The organism is Afifella marina DSM 2698 (genome assembly GCF_900102695.1).
Lineage (GTDB): Bacteria > Pseudomonadota > Alphaproteobacteria > Rhizobiales > Afifellaceae > Afifella > Afifella marina.
Map to the genome: position 1 here is coordinate 925,353 of NZ_FMVW01000001.1, position 15,591 is coordinate 940,943.

General features: G+C 63.5%; 15 protein-coding genes. 11 read left to right on the forward strand and 4 right to left on the reverse strand.

The window, feature by feature from the left end:
- The first annotated feature begins 97 nt into the window (after window positions 1-97).
- Window positions 98-1,132: an aldose epimerase family protein gene (locus tag BLP76_RS04340; protein WP_092809854.1), complete on the forward strand. Its 1,035-nt coding sequence runs from the start codon at window positions 98-100 to the stop codon at window positions 1,130-1,132.
- Window positions 1,133-1,139: 7 nt separating this feature from the next.
- Here BLP76_RS04340 and BLP76_RS04345 read toward each other — a convergent pair whose 3' ends face one another.
- On the reverse strand, window positions 1,140-2,462 hold the full coding sequence (locus BLP76_RS04345) for an NAD(P)/FAD-dependent oxidoreductase (protein ID WP_244514411.1): 1,323 nt from the start codon (window positions 2,460-2,462) through the stop codon (window positions 1,140-1,142).
- A gap of 68 nt (window positions 2,463-2,530) precedes the next feature.
- Here BLP76_RS04345 and BLP76_RS04350 point away from each other — a divergent pair, with 68 nt between their 5' ends.
- Window positions 2,531-2,845, forward strand: coding sequence for a polyhydroxyalkanoic acid system family protein (locus BLP76_RS04350; protein WP_092809856.1), 315 nt, complete (start codon window positions 2,531-2,533; stop codon window positions 2,843-2,845).
- Between the two features lie 52 nt (window positions 2,846-2,897).
- On the opposite strand, the gene BLP76_RS04355 is transcribed toward BLP76_RS04350, so the two are convergent.
- The gene (locus tag BLP76_RS04355; protein WP_092809858.1) at window positions 2,898-3,791 is read right to left on the reverse strand and encodes a LysR family transcriptional regulator; all 894 of its coding nucleotides are present in this window, start codon (window positions 3,789-3,791) and stop codon (window positions 2,898-2,900) included.
- Between the two features lie 107 nt (window positions 3,792-3,898).
- Between BLP76_RS04355 and BLP76_RS04360 the strand changes: the two genes are divergently transcribed.
- The 5 genes from BLP76_RS04360 to BLP76_RS04380 all read left to right on the forward strand — a co-directional run bounded on the left by BLP76_RS04360 (window position 3,899) and on the right by BLP76_RS04380 (window position 7,680).
- Window positions 3,899-4,639, forward strand: a complete 741-nt coding sequence (locus BLP76_RS04360; protein ID WP_092809860.1) for an SDR family oxidoreductase — start codon at window positions 3,899-3,901, stop codon at window positions 4,637-4,639.
- Between the two features lie 66 nt (window positions 4,640-4,705).
- The gene (locus BLP76_RS04365) at window positions 4,706-4,921 is read left to right on the forward strand and encodes a tautomerase family protein (protein ID WP_092809862.1); all 216 of its coding nucleotides are present in this window, start codon (window positions 4,706-4,708) and stop codon (window positions 4,919-4,921) included.
- A 136-nt stretch (window positions 4,922-5,057) separates the two neighbouring features.
- Complete coding sequence (locus tag BLP76_RS04370) at window positions 5,058-6,062, forward strand: 2-hydroxyacid dehydrogenase (protein ID WP_092809864.1); 1,005 nt, start codon at window positions 5,058-5,060, stop codon at window positions 6,060-6,062.
- A 225-nt stretch (window positions 6,063-6,287) separates the two neighbouring features.
- A complete protein-coding gene (locus tag BLP76_RS04375) occupies window positions 6,288-6,893 on the forward strand; it encodes a DUF2087 domain-containing protein (protein WP_092809866.1) in 606 nt (201 codons plus the stop codon).
- 115 nt (window positions 6,894-7,008) lie between these two features.
- Complete coding sequence (locus BLP76_RS04380; protein WP_092809868.1) at window positions 7,009-7,680, forward strand: SDR family oxidoreductase; 672 nt, start codon at window positions 7,009-7,011, stop codon at window positions 7,678-7,680.
- 20 nt (window positions 7,681-7,700) lie between these two features.
- On the opposite strand, the gene BLP76_RS04385 is transcribed toward BLP76_RS04380, so the two are convergent.
- Together BLP76_RS04385 and BLP76_RS04390 are read right to left on the reverse strand one after the other, a co-directional pair.
- Entirely contained in the window at window positions 7,701-8,846 is a 1,146-nt protein-coding gene (locus tag BLP76_RS04385; RefSeq protein WP_092809870.1) for an MFS transporter, read from the reverse strand.
- Between the two features lie 118 nt (window positions 8,847-8,964).
- Window positions 8,965-9,285: an ArsR/SmtB family transcription factor gene (locus BLP76_RS04390; protein ID WP_338081678.1), complete on the reverse strand. Its 321-nt coding sequence runs from the start codon at window positions 9,283-9,285 to the stop codon at window positions 8,965-8,967.
- 173 nt (window positions 9,286-9,458) lie between these two features.
- On the opposite strand from BLP76_RS04390, the gene BLP76_RS04395 reads away from it, so the two are divergent.
- The 4 genes from BLP76_RS04395 (at window position 9,459) to BLP76_RS04410 (ending at window position 15,360) form a co-directional block, all read left to right on the forward strand.
- Window positions 9,459-10,751: an NAD(P)/FAD-dependent oxidoreductase gene (locus BLP76_RS04395; RefSeq protein ID WP_092809871.1), complete on the forward strand. Its 1,293-nt coding sequence runs from the start codon at window positions 9,459-9,461 to the stop codon at window positions 10,749-10,751.
- 29 nt (window positions 10,752-10,780) lie between these two features.
- Complete coding sequence (locus tag BLP76_RS04400) at window positions 10,781-10,984, forward strand: YgaP family membrane protein (protein WP_092809872.1); 204 nt, start codon at window positions 10,781-10,783, stop codon at window positions 10,982-10,984.
- Window positions 10,985-11,047: 63 nt separating this feature from the next.
- Window positions 11,048-12,127: an efflux RND transporter periplasmic adaptor subunit gene (locus tag BLP76_RS04405; protein ID WP_092809873.1), complete on the forward strand. Its 1,080-nt coding sequence runs from the start codon at window positions 11,048-11,050 to the stop codon at window positions 12,125-12,127.
- The gene (locus BLP76_RS04410; protein ID WP_092809874.1) at window positions 12,124-15,360 is read left to right on the forward strand and encodes an efflux RND transporter permease subunit; all 3,237 of its coding nucleotides are present in this window, start codon (window positions 12,124-12,126) and stop codon (window positions 15,358-15,360) included. Before BLP76_RS04405 ends, BLP76_RS04410 begins: the two co-directional genes overlap by 4 nt.
- Window positions 15,361-15,591 lie beyond the last annotated feature (231 nt).

Consider the following 15,591-nt stretch of genomic DNA (forward strand, 5'->3'; position numbering starts at 1 on the left):
TGCGGGACAAGAGCTGCTTCCTCCCGGCACCTTGAACCGGCGCCTGGGGGCTGTCATAGCCGGCGAGGGAGAAACGCCAGCAGAAAGAAGACGTGCCATGGAAGCCGCCGGGACGAGACGGGTTTTCGGGACGACGCCAGAGGGGCAGACCATCGAGGCGGTGACGATCGCCGCAGGCGAATTGTCGGCAGACATCATCACTTATGGCGCGATCCTGCGCGACCTCAGATTGCTGCACATGCCGCATCCCCTGGTCCTCGGCTTTTGCGATCTCGACGGCTATCTCGCCACGAATGCTTTCCTGGGCGCGACGGCGGGGCGCGTTGGCAACCGCATTGCAGGCGGACGTTTCATGCTCGACGGGCGCGAGATCGAACTCGACGTCAACGATCCGCCCAATCACCTGCATGGCGGCAAGGCGAGTTTCGGGCGTCGGCCCTGGCGCATCATGAGCCATGACGAGACGAGCGTCATTCTGGGCCTCGTCTCGCGCGCGGGGGAATCCGGTTATCCGGGAACGGTGGAGGTGACCTGCCGCTTTGAGCTTCTGCCGCCGGCGACGCTGCGCATCACCTATCTCGGCCGCACCGACGAGCCGACGCTTCTCAACCTTCTGCACCACTCCTATTTCAACCTCTCCGGCGCAGACGACATCCTCAATCACTCCCTGATGATCCCGGCTCAGGCCTATCTGCCGGCGAACGAAAACGAGATCCCGACGGGCGAGGTGCGAGGCGTCGAAGGCACGCCCTACGATTTCAGAAAGCGCGCGAAGATCGCCGACCGCCGCGGCCCGGAAAAGACGGTCTACGACGCCAATTTCTGCCTGGCCGAGTACCGCCACGAGGACCCGCGCCATGCCGCCAGCGTCTGGAACGACAATGGCGAGCTGGAAATGCAGGTGTGGACGACGGAGCCGGGCGTCCAGCTCTATGACGGCTACAAGCTCGATCTGCCGGTGAAGGGCCTCGAGGGCCGTCGTTACGCCGCGCATGCCGGGCTATGCCTGGAGCCGCAGCTCTGGCCGGACGCGCCGAACCATGAGGGTTTTCCGAGCGCCGTTTTGCGGCCGGGCGAGACCTATCGCCAGGTCACGGAATTCCACTTCCGCCACGACCCCGTTGCCGAATGAGCGCGCCTCAGGTCCGGTCGGGCCGATAAGGCGTGAGATCGATATTGGGGGTGTGGCCGGCGATGAGATCGGCGACGAGCCGTCCGGTCTTCGCCGAGCCCGTCAGTCCGAGATGGTGGTGGCCGAAGGCGGCATAGACGCCGCGCGCGGCCGGAAACTCGCCGATCAAGGGGATGGAATCGGCCGGCGCCGGGCGGTGGCCCATCCACTGCCCGCTCTCACGCCAGGGGAGATGCGGCAAAGCCGCCTTTCCAACCCGGCGGATGAAATCGAAAATCTTCTCGTCTGGCGGTGCCTCAAGTCCGCCGAATTCGACGACGCCTGCAAGCCGGATGCGCCCCGTCATCGGGGTCGCGACGAACTGGCCGGCGGCGATCATCACCGGGCCTTTAAGCGTCTCTTCTGGCGCTTCAATCTCGATGTGATAACCGCGTTCGCTTTCCATCGGCACGCGCATGCCGAGGGATTTGGCAAGCGGCCCGGACCAGATACCGGCCGCCAGCACGCAGGCATCGCAGGCGAGAGTTTCCCCTCCGGCACGCACGCCCGTGACGCGGCCGTTCTCGCGCACGATATCGGTGACCTCGGCCGTCACGATGCGGCCGCCCGATGCCGTGAAATGGGCCGCGAGTACCTCCACGTAACGGCCGGGATCGCGGATATAGCCATGGTCGGGAAAGGTGACGCCGAAAGTCATGTCGGCGGCGAGCATTGCCTCAAGGCGGTGAAGTTCGGCGTCGTTCAGCTCGCGCCAGGTAAAGCCGTGTTTGCGGCGCAGCCCGAAGCCGAACGAGGAGGCTTCGAAATCGCGCCGGTTCTTGTAAGCGTAGAGGTACTCGCACGGCACGACGAAACTCTCAGCCCCGGTTCCCTCGGCGAGCGCCTGATGCTGCTCCAGGCTGTCGGAGATGATCCCGGCAAGGGCTGCTGCGATCTCTTCGGTCTTCTGCCGCGTGCACATCCGAAGCGTATGGAGAAAGAAGGGCATGGCCTTCGGCAGATGTGGCCAGCGCAGAAAGACGGGCTCGTCCGGGCTCAAGATCATCCCGGGCATCTTCAGGGGCAGGCCCGGTTCCGTGACGGGCACGACGGCCGACGAGGCGAGGAGGCCCGCATTGCCGAAAGAGGCGCCGGCCCCGGGGCCTTCGCGGTCGATCAGGAGGACGTCGAGGCCGCGGCGTTGCAGCCAGATCGCGGCGGCGACACCCACCACGCCGGCTCCGACGACGATCGCACTCTTCTTTTCAGCCTGCATGTTTCCGTCTCGCATCCTCGCTTCCTTCTCCAGGCTCGCCTGATAGGGCTGGGCTGTGACGATTTCGGCGGTCATCCGCAAGCCAAGTTGTCTTCCATCCCGCGAGCCACCACATCCAGACGAAATTCCTTCGAGGAGAGAAGATGTCCACGCCCGTTACCGTCAATATTCCGCATAAGCTCGGCCGCGAAGAGGCCAAACGTCGCTTGGAAAAGGGCTTCGATCGCGTGCGCGACGATATGGGGATCGGCCGCGTCTTGCAGTTTGAGGAACGCTGGGAGGGCGAGAGGCTCTATTTCGATGCGGCGACGATGGGCCAGAAGATTTCCGGCCGCGTCGATGTCTTCGAAGAGGTGGTGCGCATCGAGGTCGATCTGCCCTGGTTCCTGGCGGCGATCGCCGACAAGGTGCAGGGCCGACTGAAGAAGACGGGCACGCTGCTTCTGGAAAAGAAATAGGCTCGCCTTTCCCGCGCGCTTGTCAGCTGGGTGCAGGATCCCTGCTGTCGTCTCAGACTTTAGTGTTGGCGAAGGCCTCGCTCACCCAATCGAGAAAGACGCGCAGGCGCGGTGCCATTTGACGGTTGTGCGGATAGAGGGCGGAGATCGGCGTTGACGAGGGCGGTGTCTCCGCCAGCACCTCGACGAGCCGTCCGGCGGCGAGATCCTCGGCGAAGCGATAGCGAGGCGCTTGAACCAGACCGAGGCCGAGGCGTGCAAGCTCCGCCATCGTATCGGAATTGTTGCAGGTCACGCGGGCGGGTAGCGCCTTGTGAACCAGCCTGCCGTCGACCATGAATTCGAGCGGCAGAATCTCACGCGTGCGGGACGAGACGAAGCCGATCATGAGATGGCCATCGAGCTGAGAGGGGGAGGGCGGTACGCCATGCCGCTCAAGATATCCGGGGCTCGCGACGGTGATCTCGTCGATCGTGGCGAGGCGTCGTGCGATCAGACCGCTGTCGGGCAGTTCGCCGGCCCGGATGGCGCAATCGACCCCCTCACGCACGAGATCGACAAGTCGGTCGCTTTGTCCAAGATGAATGTCGATCAGCGGATAGCGCGCAAGAAAGTCCGGAAGGCCTGGCAGGATGAAGGTCCGCGTGAGCCTTGGATGGGAATCGATGCGGAGCACACCGCGCGGCTTGGCATCGCGTAGGAGCCCCTCGGCCTCTTCGATGTCCGCCAGAATGGCAAGACAGCGGCGGTAGTAATCCTCTCCATCGAGCGTCGGCGCGACATGGCGTGTGCTGCGTTCAAGAAGACGCGTGCCAAGCGCAGCCTCAAGCTGCTTGATGGCGGAGGTCGCGGTTGAGCGCGGGAGTTCCAGATCGGCCGCTGCCGCGGTGAAGCTCCCGCGCTCCACCACGCGAACGAAGAGGCGCATGCTGTCGAGGCGGTCCATGCCTATTGTTCGCCACAGGTGAATTCTGATGGCAAGATAGAAGCGATTATTCCTGTCTTTGGGACGCTTATCTCCTTCCTGAGCAATGAGACGCGAAGGAGACAGCAATGACCGACGAAAAGCAGCGCGTTGCGATCGTGACCGGGGCCTCGAGAGGAATCGGCGCCGCGATCGTAGAGAGGCTTGCCTCCGACGGCATGGCCGTGATCGTGAACTACGCCCATAGCCGCGAGCCGGCGGAAAGGCTTGCCGCCGAGATCGAAAGAGCCGGAGGGAAGGCCCTTGCCGTCGAGGCGAATGTCGCATCCACCGATGGCGTTCCGCTGCTCTTCGATGCCGCTGAACGAACCTTCGGTGGGGTCGATATTCTCGTCAACAACGCCGGCATCATGGAGTTTGCGCCTCTTGCCGACGTCAGCGACGAAGCATTGGAACGCCAGATTGCAATCAATCTCGGCGGTGTCGTCAGAGGTATGCGGGAAGGCGCCCGGCGGCTCAGCGATGGCGGCCGGATCATCAGCTTCTCGTCGAGTGTCGTCGGCCTCTATCAGCCGAGCTACGGCATCTACGCGGCGACCAAGGCGGCGACGGAAGCGCTGACCCATATTCTCGCCAAGGAGCTCGGACAGCGGGCGATCACCGTGAATGCGGTGGCTCCGGGCCCCGTCGAGACGGAGCTTTTCACCAAGGGTAAGAGCAACGAGCAGATCGCGGTGATCTCGCGGATGAACCCGCTCGGCCGGCTCGGTCGGCCTCGGGATATCGCCGATGTCGTCGCCTTCCTCGCCGGGCCTGACAGCGGCTGGGTGAACGGCCAGGTGATCCGCGCCAATGGCGGTGTGATCTAGGTGGCGATTTTTCCGCCGCGATACCGCAGTCCCTTTCCCCGAAATCCAAACGCAACGGTGAAAACCATGCCTTTTGCCAATTACAAAGTCCCTCAAGCGGCTCTGACGCGCGCTCAGAAGGAAGAGCTCATCCACCGCACGACGGACCTTCTGGTCGAGTATTTTAGCGAGGCCGCCCGGCCCCATACGATGGTGTTGATCGAGGAAGTACCGGACGGTGGCTACGGCCGCGCCGACGTCGTCTTCACGGTCCCGGAGGAATACCGGGCAAGCGATGACTGATGCGAAGGCCGGGCCTCTACCTGTCAGGCATGCCCGGCCCTTCATTCGCGCAGACCAGCCATCGGTTGGAATTCCGGTCGATCGTTCCCAATTGCAGCCCGACACCGACAGGACGAACCCGAGGAGGTGAAGGGCCATGAAAGTCGCCGTCTTCAGCACGAAGAACTATGATCGAGACTTCTTCGAGAAAGCCGCCGAGGGGTCCGGCCACGAACTCCACTTCTTCGAGCCGCATCTGACGCGCGAGACGGCGCCTTTGGCGCGCGGGGCCGACGCCGTCTGCATCTTCGTCAACGACAGCGCCGATGCGGAGACGCTCGCCGCGGTGAAGGAGGAGGGCGTGCGCTTTGTCGCCCTGCGCTGCGCGGGTTTCAACAATGTCGATCTTGCCGCCGCGCACCGGCTCGGCATGTCGGTGGCGCGTGTGCCCGCCTATTCGCCGCATGCGGTCGCCGAATATACGATCGGCCTCATCCTGGCGCTCAATCGCAAGCTCTGCCGCGCCCATAATCGCGTGCGCGAGGGGAACTTCTCGCTCGAAGGCCTGCTCGGCTTCGATCTGAAAGGTAAGACGGCGGGCGTCGTCGGCACCGGCGCCATCGGTGCTGCCGTGGTCAAGATCCTCAAGGGTTTTGGCATGCACGTCCTGACCTACGATCTGAGGCAGAACCCCGACTGCGTGGCCGATGGCGCCCAATATGTCTCCGTGGACGAGCTCTTTGCGGCAAGCGATATCATCACCTTGCATTGTCCGCTGACGCCGGACACGCGCCATCTCGTCGATGCCGATCGCATCGCGTCCCTCAAGCCCGGGTGCATGCTGATCAATACCAGCCGTGGCGCGCTGGTCGATGCGCGCGCCGTGATCGACGGCTTGAAGAGCGGTCAGATCGGATCCCTCGGTCTCGATGTCTATGAAGAAGAGGCCGATCTGTTCTTTGAGGATCTCTCAAACTACATGCTGCAGGACGATGTCTTCGCAAGGCTTCTCACCTTCCCGAATGTCCTCATCACCGGCCACCAGGCGTTCTTCACCGAGGAGGCCTTGAGCGCCATCGCCGAGACGACGATCGCCAATCTCACTGGCTTCGAGAAGCAGGGGCGGCCTGAATTTGAGGTGTCCGTCGAGGCAATCCGGTAAGGCAGTTGTCGGCGGTCCGGTCCAGGCATGGACGATGGTCGCCTCTTGCAAAGTGCAATTGACTGGAGCATAGAGCGGCGAGGGTCCGCAGTTCACCCAGGCGTCACCGTCCCGCGAGGGAAGCTAAACCTGTCAGAGAATAAAGCTCGACACCAAGCCTCGTGCCGCGTCGCAAGCCGGTGACCCTCGACCTCCATTCTGGAACGGCACGCTTGAGGGTTGGTCATGTCCAGAACTCCCATTCCACTCGCCACACGCGATATGTCGACGTTTGCGAAGTCGCTTCGTCGACAGCTTGCCGATCATGAGGCTCCACCGAGCCATCTTGAGCTGCTCAATATGCTTGCCCGTTCGGCCGGGCATCGCAACTTTCAACACTTGCGGGCGAATATGCTCGGCCCGGAGGTGTCCGGCGATCAGTCGGCGCCTGGAGATCCGTCGGCAGATGATCTTGAGATAGATCGTGCGGCGGACAATCCGCCCGCTGACGAACGGCGATTGAAGCGCGTGCTGCGCCAGTTCGACCAGAATGCCGTGCTCGTGCGCTGGCCGAAGCGGCAAAGCGACCGCAACCTCTGCCTCTGGCTCATCTGGTCGCTCTTTCCGGCCGGCGAGAGCCTCACCGAAGCGGAGGTGAACGCGTTCCTGGTGGCGCGGCACGCCTTTGGCGACCCTGCGCTCTTGCGCCGTTCGCTCGTCGATCTCGGCCTTGTCTGGCGCACGCGCAACGGCAGTGAATATCGCCGCGTGGAGCTTGAACCTCCGGTGGAGGCGCTTGCCTTGATCGGTCGGCTCGGCATGCGACCCGAACCCGCGAGATCTCCACGGTGAAGCTAAGGCGGCAATCGCCCCTGGCTATCGCCCCCGGCGATTGCCGCCTTAGGTTGGGGTGAAGCGCGCCTTTGAGCGCGCACCCTTCCTGACTTCACATCCTCCGGGAGTTTTCATGAAAACCTTTCTCATCACTGGCGCCTCGACCGGCATCGGCGCAGCGACGGCGCGCGCGGCGGTTGAGGCCGGCTACAACGTGGCACTTGCCGCACGCTCCAAGGACAAGCTCGAAGGCCTCGTCGCCGAGCTCGGCAAGGAGCGGGCGCTTGCGGTTTCCTGCGATGTCACCAGCCTGGAAGACCAACAGGCGATGGTTGACAAGACGCTTCAAGCCTTCGGACGCATAGACGTCGTCTTCGCCAATGCGGGCGTCGGCTCCAAGGGCTCCGGCACGGAAGGCGGCGACCCGGACAATTTCCGCGAGATGATTTTGACCAACGTTCTGGGCGTTGTGCTCACCGCCAAGGTGACCTTGGCGGAGATCAAGAAGAACCGCGGCCATATCCTCATCACCGGTTCGCGCGCCGGCCGCATGACCATGCGCGGATCCGTCTACGGCGCCACCAAATGGGCGGTGACGGGCTATGGCCAGAACCTGCGCGAGGAGCTTGAAGGCACCGGTGCGCGCGTGACCTTGATCGAGCCCGGCATGGTCGACACCCCCTTCTTTGACGAGAGGAAGCCTGACGCCTTGAAAGCCGAAGATGTGGCGGCCGCGGTCATGTATGCGGTCTCGCAGCCCGAACACGTCAATGTCGGCGAGATCCTCGTCACCCCGGTGCGATAGGGCCGCTCCGAGCGCTTTCTTTAAGCCGGTTGCGTGGCCCGTTGTGAGCAGGCGGCGACCACGGTGACCATTGCGGCGAGCATTCCGAAGGCGATGGGGAGCCCGAAAGCCTTGCCGACGAAGCCGACGAGGGCGGGTCCGAGAAGCACGCCCGCATAGCCGAACATCGACATGGCGGCGATGGCGAGGCCCGCGGGCATCACCTTCTGGCGGCCGGCCTGGGTGAAGAGCAGCGGCACGATGTTGGCGGCCCCGAGGCCGACGAAGAGGAAGCCGATCAAAGACAAAGGCGCCGGCAGCAGAATGATCTTGAGGAGCCCGATCGTGGCGAGCGTTGCGCCGATAAGCAGCATGCTGCGCGCGCCCACGAGCCGCGTGAAACGGTCGCCGGTGAAGCGGCCGATCGTCATCGCACCGGCGAAAAGGGCATAACCGATCCCCGCCTGCGAGGCCGGAAAATCCTTGTTTTCGGTAAGAAAGACGGCACCCCAATCGAGCATCGCCCCTTCCGTCAGAAACATGACGAAGGCGAGAAGGCCGATCAGAAGGACGATGCCGCGCGGGCGCACGAACAAGGGCGTCTGATCCTCGGCGCGGGTACGCAGAAGCCGCGGAGAGGCGACGACGATCGCAAGTGCCAGAATGAAAGCGGCGGCGAGAGCTGCGACGGAGGGAGCAAGTCCGATCCACAAGGCGCCGGTCATGCCGGCCGCTCCGATCAGGCCGCCGACGCTGTAAAGCCCGTGGAAGTTCGACATGAGGGGAATGCCGGCGGCCTCCTGCACCTCGACGGCATGGACATTGGCGCCGACATCGACAGCGCCGATGGAGGCGCCGAAGGCGAAGAGCACGACGGCGATTGCCGCACTCGTCGGTGCGACGGCGAGAAGCGGCAGGGTGACGGCAAGCCCGAGCGAGCCGGCGAGAATGACCGCGCGCGCCCCGATCCGGCCAGACAAAGCGCCCGCCGCCGGCATGGTCACCACCGAGCCGACGCCGAGGCATAAGAGCAGCAGGCCAAGCCCGGCCTCGTCGACGCCAAGGCGCGTTTTCACATAGGGCACGAGCGGGGCCCAGCAGGCGGTGCCGAAGCCGGCGATGAAGAAAGAGAGCCGCGTCGCAAGGCGGGTGCCGGGCGTGTCGCCGGACGGAATGGATATGGTCATCGGGGAATGCTGCCGCAGGGGTGGGGGACCCTTGGCCGTCCTAACTTTCGCCCGACAGGCGGTCAATCGCAGGCGGGTCTTTCACGCCTTCAACACAAAACGGTGAAGACGGGCGCGCCTAGTCCTCCGCCGACACGGGCGGGGTGCAATAGGCGCCGTGCAGGGTCTCGATCACGACGAGAACCTCGGGCCTGGCAATGCGGTAAAAGACGTTCGTGCCTTTGCGCTTGGAGAGCACGAGGCCGTCCGCCCGCAGTCGCATAAGATGTTGTGACATAGGCACTTGGTCGATGCCGCCGAGCTCTTTGCGCAGCTGGCTGACCGATTTTTCTTCCCGCCCCAACGCACACAGAACGAGCAACCTCTGCGGATGCGAGAGGCTGCGCATGAGGTCGGCTGCGCGCTCTGATGCTGGGATCATGTCGTTTACATTCATCATCTTGAAATTAGAATGTTTGAATGTTAAACGCAAGACAGATGGGGCGGATGACACCGAAAAATCGGGAGCCGTCTCACCTCGCACCGGACCGCTTGGCGGCCGGTGGCGGTGGCCTTCAGGGCTTTGCCGCCTGCGAGGGAGCACAGGCCGCAGGGCCGGAGAGGGAGGGTTTAATGGCGAAGATTGTGGTGATGGGAGCCGGCCTCGGCGGCATCGTGATGGCCTACGAGATGAGGGCAAAGCTCAATCGGGAAGACGAACTGACCGTCGTGCATCTCGGCGGCACATATTCCTTCGTGCCGTCCAATCCGTGGGTGGCCGTCGGCTGGCGGCAGCCGTCCGAGATCACGGTGGAGGTGGGGCCGGTTCTGGCGCGCAAAGGGATCGGTTTTCGGCCGGAAGGTGCGCGCCGCGTCCACCCGCAAGAAAACCGTGTCGAGCTCAACGACGGGACGTTCCTCGATTACGATTACCTCATCATCGCCACCGGCCCGGATCTCGCCTTCGACGAAATCGAAGGAATGGGGCCTGAGGCGGGGACCCAATCGATCTGCCAGATCGAACATGCCGTCCAGGCGAAGGCGGCCTTCGACGAATTGGTGAAGAAGCCGGGCCCGGTCGTCGTCGGGGCCGTCCAGGGCGCCTCCTGTTTCGGTCCGGCTTACGAATTCGCCTTCGTGCTCGACACGGCGCTCCGCCGCGCCAAGAAGCGCGACCAGGTGCTGATGACCTTCGTCACGCCGGAACCCTATATCGGCCATCTCGGCCTTGATGGCGTCGGCGACACCAAGGGCCTTCTGGAGAGCGCGCTGCGTGAGCACCACATCAAGTGGATCACCAATGCGCGCACGGTGAAGGCGGAAGGTGGCACGATGGTCGTGGAGGAACTCCACGACGACGGCACCATGAAGGCGACGCACGAGCTGCCCTTCACCTTTTCCATGATGCTGCCGGCCTTCCGCGGCGTGCCCGCTGTCTACGGCATCGAAGGCCTCACCAATCCGCGCGGCTTCATCACCATCGACCGCCACCAGCGCAACGAGACCTATCCGAATGTCTTTGCGATCGGTGTGTGCGTGGCGATCCCGCCCGTCAGCAAGACGGCGTTGCCGGTGGGCGTGCCCAAGACCGGCTTCATGATCGAATCCATGGTGACGGCGACGGCGGAGAACATTTCCGCCCTCCTGAAAGGTCAGGAGCCGCATGCCATTGCCTCCTGGAATGCCGTCTGCCTTGCCGATTTCGGCGATGACGGCATCGCCTTCATCGCTCAACCCCAGATCCCGCCGCGCAATGTCAATTGGTCTTCGCAGGGGCGGTGGGTGCACGCCGCGAAGATCGGCTTCGAGCGCTACTTCCTGCGCAAGATCCGCCAGGGGCAGAGCGCGAGCTTCCTCGAAAACGTCGTGCTCGATGCTCTTGGCATCAAGAAACTCAAAGAAATCCACATGGAGGCCGCTGAATAGATCAGCGGCCCAACGAAGGAGAAAGTGAAATGACAGTCGACCGTGCCGTTCTCGCCTTTGCTGGCTGCGTGATCCTTTTGTCGCTGCTTCTGGGCTATGCGGCCTCGCCGTACTGGTACCTTCTGACGGCGTTCATCGGCCTCAACCTGCTGCAGGCATCCTTTACGGGCTTCTGCCCGGCCGCCTTCATCTTCAAGAAGATGGGCATGCAGCCGGGCGTCGCTTTCTCATAAGCCTTATTCAATCCTGCCGCCGGCTCAAGCCGGCGGCTTTAACCCTCCCTCTCTGAGACCGTCATGCTGAATGTTGCCCGGCAGAGTTCTGCTGCTGCGAAAGCCTTTGCCGCGATCGTCCTCGCTCTGATTGCCCTGCCCATGGCGGCCTCAGCTGCGGCCGCTGCCGAAATGAAGCTGGCTCCGCGTATCGTGCCGGAGACCAAGGCCGTGTTCGGCCAGGTCAAGAGCCGCGATGTCGTCGCGGCGCGGGCACGCATCGGTGGAACGATCGAGAAGATCTCCGTCGACGAAGGGAGTGAGGTCGAGAAGGGCGAGGTCATCGCCGTCATCATCGACGACAAGATCCCGATCCAGAAGAGGGCGGCCGACGCGAAGATCGAAGTCCTGCGCTCGCAGCTTGCCAACGCCAATACGGATCTGGAGCGCGCCCAACAATTGCGCACCACCGGTGCCGTTTCGCAATCGCGTCTCGATGAGGCGTCGACCCAGGTCCAGGTCTATACCAACCAGCTCGCGGCGGCCGAGGCTGAACGCGCCGTCATCGAACAGAATGCCCGCGAAGGCGAAGTGCTTGCTCCCGCCTCGGGGCGCGTGCTCGACGTGCCGGTGACGCCGGGTTCCGTCGTCATGGCCGGCGATCAGATCGCGACCGTCGCCGGCGGCGGCTATTTCCTGAGGTTGTCGTTGCCCGAACGCCACGCGGCGGAGATCTCCGAGGGCGACACGGTCAAGGTCGGCGATCGGGTGTTGAGCGCCGACGGGGCGGCCCGGAAAATCGAGCCGCGCATCGGCCGTCTCGTGAAAGTCTATCCGGAGATCGAGGACGGCAAGGTGAAGGCCGATGTCGAGGTTGACGGCCTCGGCAATTATTTCGTCGGCGAGCGTACGCTCGTCTGGATTCCGGTGGCGACGCGGGAGGTTCTCACCGTGCCGCGCCAGGCGGTGACGACCCGTCACGGGATCGATTACGTCACGCTTCAGACGAAAGAGGGGCCCGTCGAGGTCGCCGTGGTTCTCGGCCGGCGTTTTGCGCCGCAGGCGAAAGATGAGGCCGCCGATACGAGCGCCCCAGACGCGAACGCCGAAACGGTCGAAATCCTGAGCGGCCTCGAAGCGGGCGACCGGGTGGTCCTGCCATGAAGCTCGGCCTTGCCGGCGGCCTGACGAAATCCTTCATTTCATCGCCGCTCACACCGCTTCTGCTGCTCGCTTCCTTCGCGCTCGGCCTGGTGGCCCTCGTCACCCTGCCGCGCGAAGAGGAACCGCAGATTTCCGTGCCGATGGTCGACATCCATGTGCGGGCCGACGGGCTGAAGGCTGAAGACGCCGTCAAGCTCGTGACGGAGCCCTTGGAGACGATCGTCAAAAGCATCGACGGTGTCGAACACGTCTATTCGCAGACCGGTGACGACGCCGCCATGGTGACGGCGCGTTTTGAAGTCGGCACGTCTTCGGATGCGGCCATCCTGCGTGTTCACGAAAAAATCCGGGCCAATATGGACGAGATCCCGACCGGGATCCCCGAACCTTTGATCGTCGGCCGCGGCATCGACGATGTGGCGATCGTCGTCGTCACGCTCTCGCCCGAGCCCGATGCGGCCGGGCGCTGGTCGGAGAACGACCTGACCCGCATCGCGCGCGAATTGCAGGTGGAGATCGCCAAGCTTCCCGATATCGGCCTGACCTATATCGTCGGCGAACAGCCGGAAGAGATCCGCATCGAGCCGGATCCCGAAAAACTCTCGCTTTACGGCATCACGCTGGAACAGCTTTCCGGCAAGCTTCAAGGTGCCAACCGTTCCTTCGAGGCCGGAACCGTGCGTGCCGATGGCGGGCAGCGCGTTGTCGTCGGCGGCCAGACGCTGCAGACATTGCCGGAGATCGGCAATCTGCTTCTGACGGCGCGCGACGGCCGCCCCGTCTATGTGCGCGACGTCGCCGACATCACGCTCGCGACCGATCCGAACGAGACGCGTGTCGCCAATATTGCCAAGACCGATGCCGGTCTGACGCGCGTGCCGGCCGTGTCGCTCGCGATTGCCAAGCGCCACGGCACGAATGCCGTCGTCATCGCCGATGAGATCGTCCATCGTCTGCATCAGGTGAAGGGCGAAATCTTCCCCGAAGATATCGCCATGACGATCACCCGCAATTACGGGGAGACGGCGAACGAGAAGGCGAACGAGCTTCTCTTCCATCTGGGCCTGGCGACGATTTCGATCGTCGTTCTGGTGGCGATCGCGATCGGCTGGCGCGAGGCGATGGTGGTCGCGGTCGTCATCCCGACGACCATCCTTTTGACGCTCTTCGCCTCTCGCCTGATGGGTTACACGCTCAACCGCGTCAGTCTCTTCGCGCTGATTTTTTCCATCGGCATCCTGGTCGACGACGCGATCGTCGTCATCGAGAACATCGCCCGCCACTGGGCGATGCGCGACGGCCGGTCGAAACGTCAGGCCGCGATCGAAGCGGTGGCGGAGGTCGGCAATCCGACGATCGTGGCGACCTTGACGGTGGTGGCAGCCCTTCTGCCGATGCTCTTCGTGTCCGGCATGATGGGACCCTATATGAGCCCAATCCCGGCGAATGCGTCGGGTGCCATGCTCTTCTCGTTCTTCGTCGCGGTGACGCTGACACCCTGGCTGATGATGAAGCTCGGGCGCCGCGACGAGGGCGCGGCCAGCGCACATGCCGGCCATCAGATCGGTCTTCTCGGCCGCTTCTATATCGCCGTGGCGCGGCCGATCCTGGTGACCCGCGCGGGCGCTTGGGTCTTCCTGATTGTCGTCGGCATCGCCACGCTCGCCTCGCTGTCGCTCTTCTATACGAAGCATGTGACGGTGAAGCTCCTGCCGTTCGACAACAAGACCGAGCTTCAGGTCGTCGTCGATCTGCCGGAAGGATCGTCCGTCGAGGCGACCGATCGGGCGCTGCTGGAGATCGTCACGAGGCTTGCCGATATTCCGGAGGTGGTTTCCTTTCAGACCTATGCGGGGACGGCTGCCCCCTTCAATTTCAACGGGCTCGTGCGCCATTATTATATCCGCGCCAATCCCGAGCAGGGCGACGTGGAGGTCAATCTCCTTGGCAAGGATGAGCGTGACCGTTCGAGCCACGATATCGCGCTTGCCATGCGCGAGGCCCTTGTCGGTCTCGATCTGCCGCAAGGCACTGTGCTCAAAGTCGTCGAGCCGCCACCCGGGCCTCCGGTCCTGTCCACGCTTCTCGCCGAGATCTACGGGCCGGACGGCGAGACCCGTCGTGCGGTGGCACGAAAAGTCCGCCAGATTTTCGAGGACGTGCCCTTCATCGTCGATGTCGACGACAGCTTCGGCACTCCGGCCGAGCGCAGCCGCATCGCCATCGATCAGGACAATCTGGAATATTACCGGGTGGAGCAGGGCGACGTGTACGACACGATTAGCGCGCTCTATTCGGGCTCCACGCTCGGCTATTCGCATCGCGGCGGCGGGCGGCATCCGATCCCGATTGTCATGCGCCTGTCGAAGGGCGACAAGGTGCTCGATGAACGCGCCCTGTCGACGCCGGTGGCCGCCGATGCGCTCCCTGGCAACCGCTCGATCGTGGAACTCGGCGATGTGGTCAACGTCACCGAGGAGCAGGCCTCCTATCCGATCTTCCGCCACAATGGCCGCGCGGCGGTGATGGTGCAGGCGGAGCTTGCCGGCGAATATGAAGCCCCGATCTACGGCATGCTCGCCGTCGACAAGAAGATCGACGAGACCGATTGGGGTGATCTGCCGAAGCCGACGGTCAAGCTGCATGGTCAGCCGCAGGACGAAGCCCATCCGACGCTTCTATGGGACGGCGAATGGGAGGTGACCTGGGTGACCTTCCGCGACATGGGCGCAGCTTTCGGCGTCGCCATTCTGGGCATCTACATCCTGGTCGTGGCGCAGTTCGGATCCTTCAAGCTGCCGCTCGTCATCCTGACGCCGATCCCGTTGACCTTCATCGGCATTATGCTCGGCCACTGGCTCTTTCATGCGCCCTTCACGGCGACCTCGATGATCGGCTTCATCGCACTCGCCGGCATCATCGTCAGAAACTCGATCCTGCTCGCGGACTTCATCCGACACGCGCAGGCGGCAGACCCCGAACGGCCGCTTCTCGACGTGCTCCTGGAGGCCGGCGCGATCCGCTTCAAGCCGATCCTTCTGACGGCGCTCGCCGCCATGATCGGGGCCGCCGTGATCCTCGCCGATCCGATCTTCCAGGGGCTGGCGATCTCGCTTCTCTTCGGCCTCGCCTCCTCGACGGCGCTCACCGTTCTCGTCATTCCGGCGATCTATGTGGCACTCAAAGGCCACAAGCGTCGGCCGAGACGGGAGATTGCTTCACAGGACGCTTGAAGGATCTGAATCGGCGTGTGAAGCCCATGAATCGAATCCTGAGCCGCGTCTTTTAAGTCTCGGCAGGGATTCGGCTTTGGGCGCGCGGGCGAAAGGGACCGGGCGTTGCGAAGCACGCGACTGCCTGTTTGCGAGCATCTTTGGATGAGCGATCCCTGCCGGGCCGAAAGGTCATGTCGCAAATTGTTGACCTTTATAGTCAACTTATGTAGCGCGTGAGGTCAGCGGTCG

What these genes read in the sequence shown, in the direction of transcription:
- BLP76_RS04340 (WP_092809854.1), top strand. Translation starts at nt 98, where the DNA reads ATGGAAGCCGCCGGGACGAGACGGGTTTTCGGGACGACGCCAGAGGGG.
- BLP76_RS04345 (WP_244514411.1), bottom strand. Translation starts at nt 2,462, where the DNA reads ATGACCGCCGAAATCGTCACAGCCCAGCCCTATCAGGCGAGCCTGGAG.
- BLP76_RS04350 (WP_092809856.1), top strand. Translation starts at nt 2,531, where the DNA reads ATGTCCACGCCCGTTACCGTCAATATTCCGCATAAGCTCGGCCGCGAA.
- BLP76_RS04355 (WP_092809858.1), bottom strand. Translation starts at nt 3,791, where the DNA reads ATGGACCGCCTCGACAGCATGCGCCTCTTCGTTCGCGTGGTGGAGCGC.
- BLP76_RS04360 (WP_092809860.1), top strand. Translation starts at nt 3,899, where the DNA reads ATGACCGACGAAAAGCAGCGCGTTGCGATCGTGACCGGGGCCTCGAGA.
- BLP76_RS04365 (WP_092809862.1), top strand. Translation starts at nt 4,706, where the DNA reads ATGCCTTTTGCCAATTACAAAGTCCCTCAAGCGGCTCTGACGCGCGCT.
- BLP76_RS04370 (WP_092809864.1), top strand. Translation starts at nt 5,058, where the DNA reads ATGAAAGTCGCCGTCTTCAGCACGAAGAACTATGATCGAGACTTCTTC.
- BLP76_RS04375 (WP_092809866.1), top strand. Translation starts at nt 6,288, where the DNA reads ATGTCCAGAACTCCCATTCCACTCGCCACACGCGATATGTCGACGTTT.
- BLP76_RS04380 (WP_092809868.1), top strand. Translation starts at nt 7,009, where the DNA reads ATGAAAACCTTTCTCATCACTGGCGCCTCGACCGGCATCGGCGCAGCG.
- BLP76_RS04385 (WP_092809870.1), bottom strand. Translation starts at nt 8,846, where the DNA reads ATGACCATATCCATTCCGTCCGGCGACACGCCCGGCACCCGCCTTGCG.
- BLP76_RS04390 (WP_338081678.1), bottom strand. Translation starts at nt 9,285, where the DNA reads ATGATGAATGTAAACGACATGATCCCAGCATCAGAGCGCGCAGCCGAC.
- BLP76_RS04395 (WP_092809871.1), top strand. Translation starts at nt 9,459, where the DNA reads ATGGCGAAGATTGTGGTGATGGGAGCCGGCCTCGGCGGCATCGTGATG.
- BLP76_RS04400 (WP_092809872.1), top strand. Translation starts at nt 10,781, where the DNA reads ATGACAGTCGACCGTGCCGTTCTCGCCTTTGCTGGCTGCGTGATCCTT.
- BLP76_RS04405 (WP_092809873.1), top strand. Translation starts at nt 11,048, where the DNA reads ATGCTGAATGTTGCCCGGCAGAGTTCTGCTGCTGCGAAAGCCTTTGCC.
- BLP76_RS04410 (WP_092809874.1), top strand. Translation starts at nt 12,124, where the DNA reads ATGAAGCTCGGCCTTGCCGGCGGCCTGACGAAATCCTTCATTTCATCG.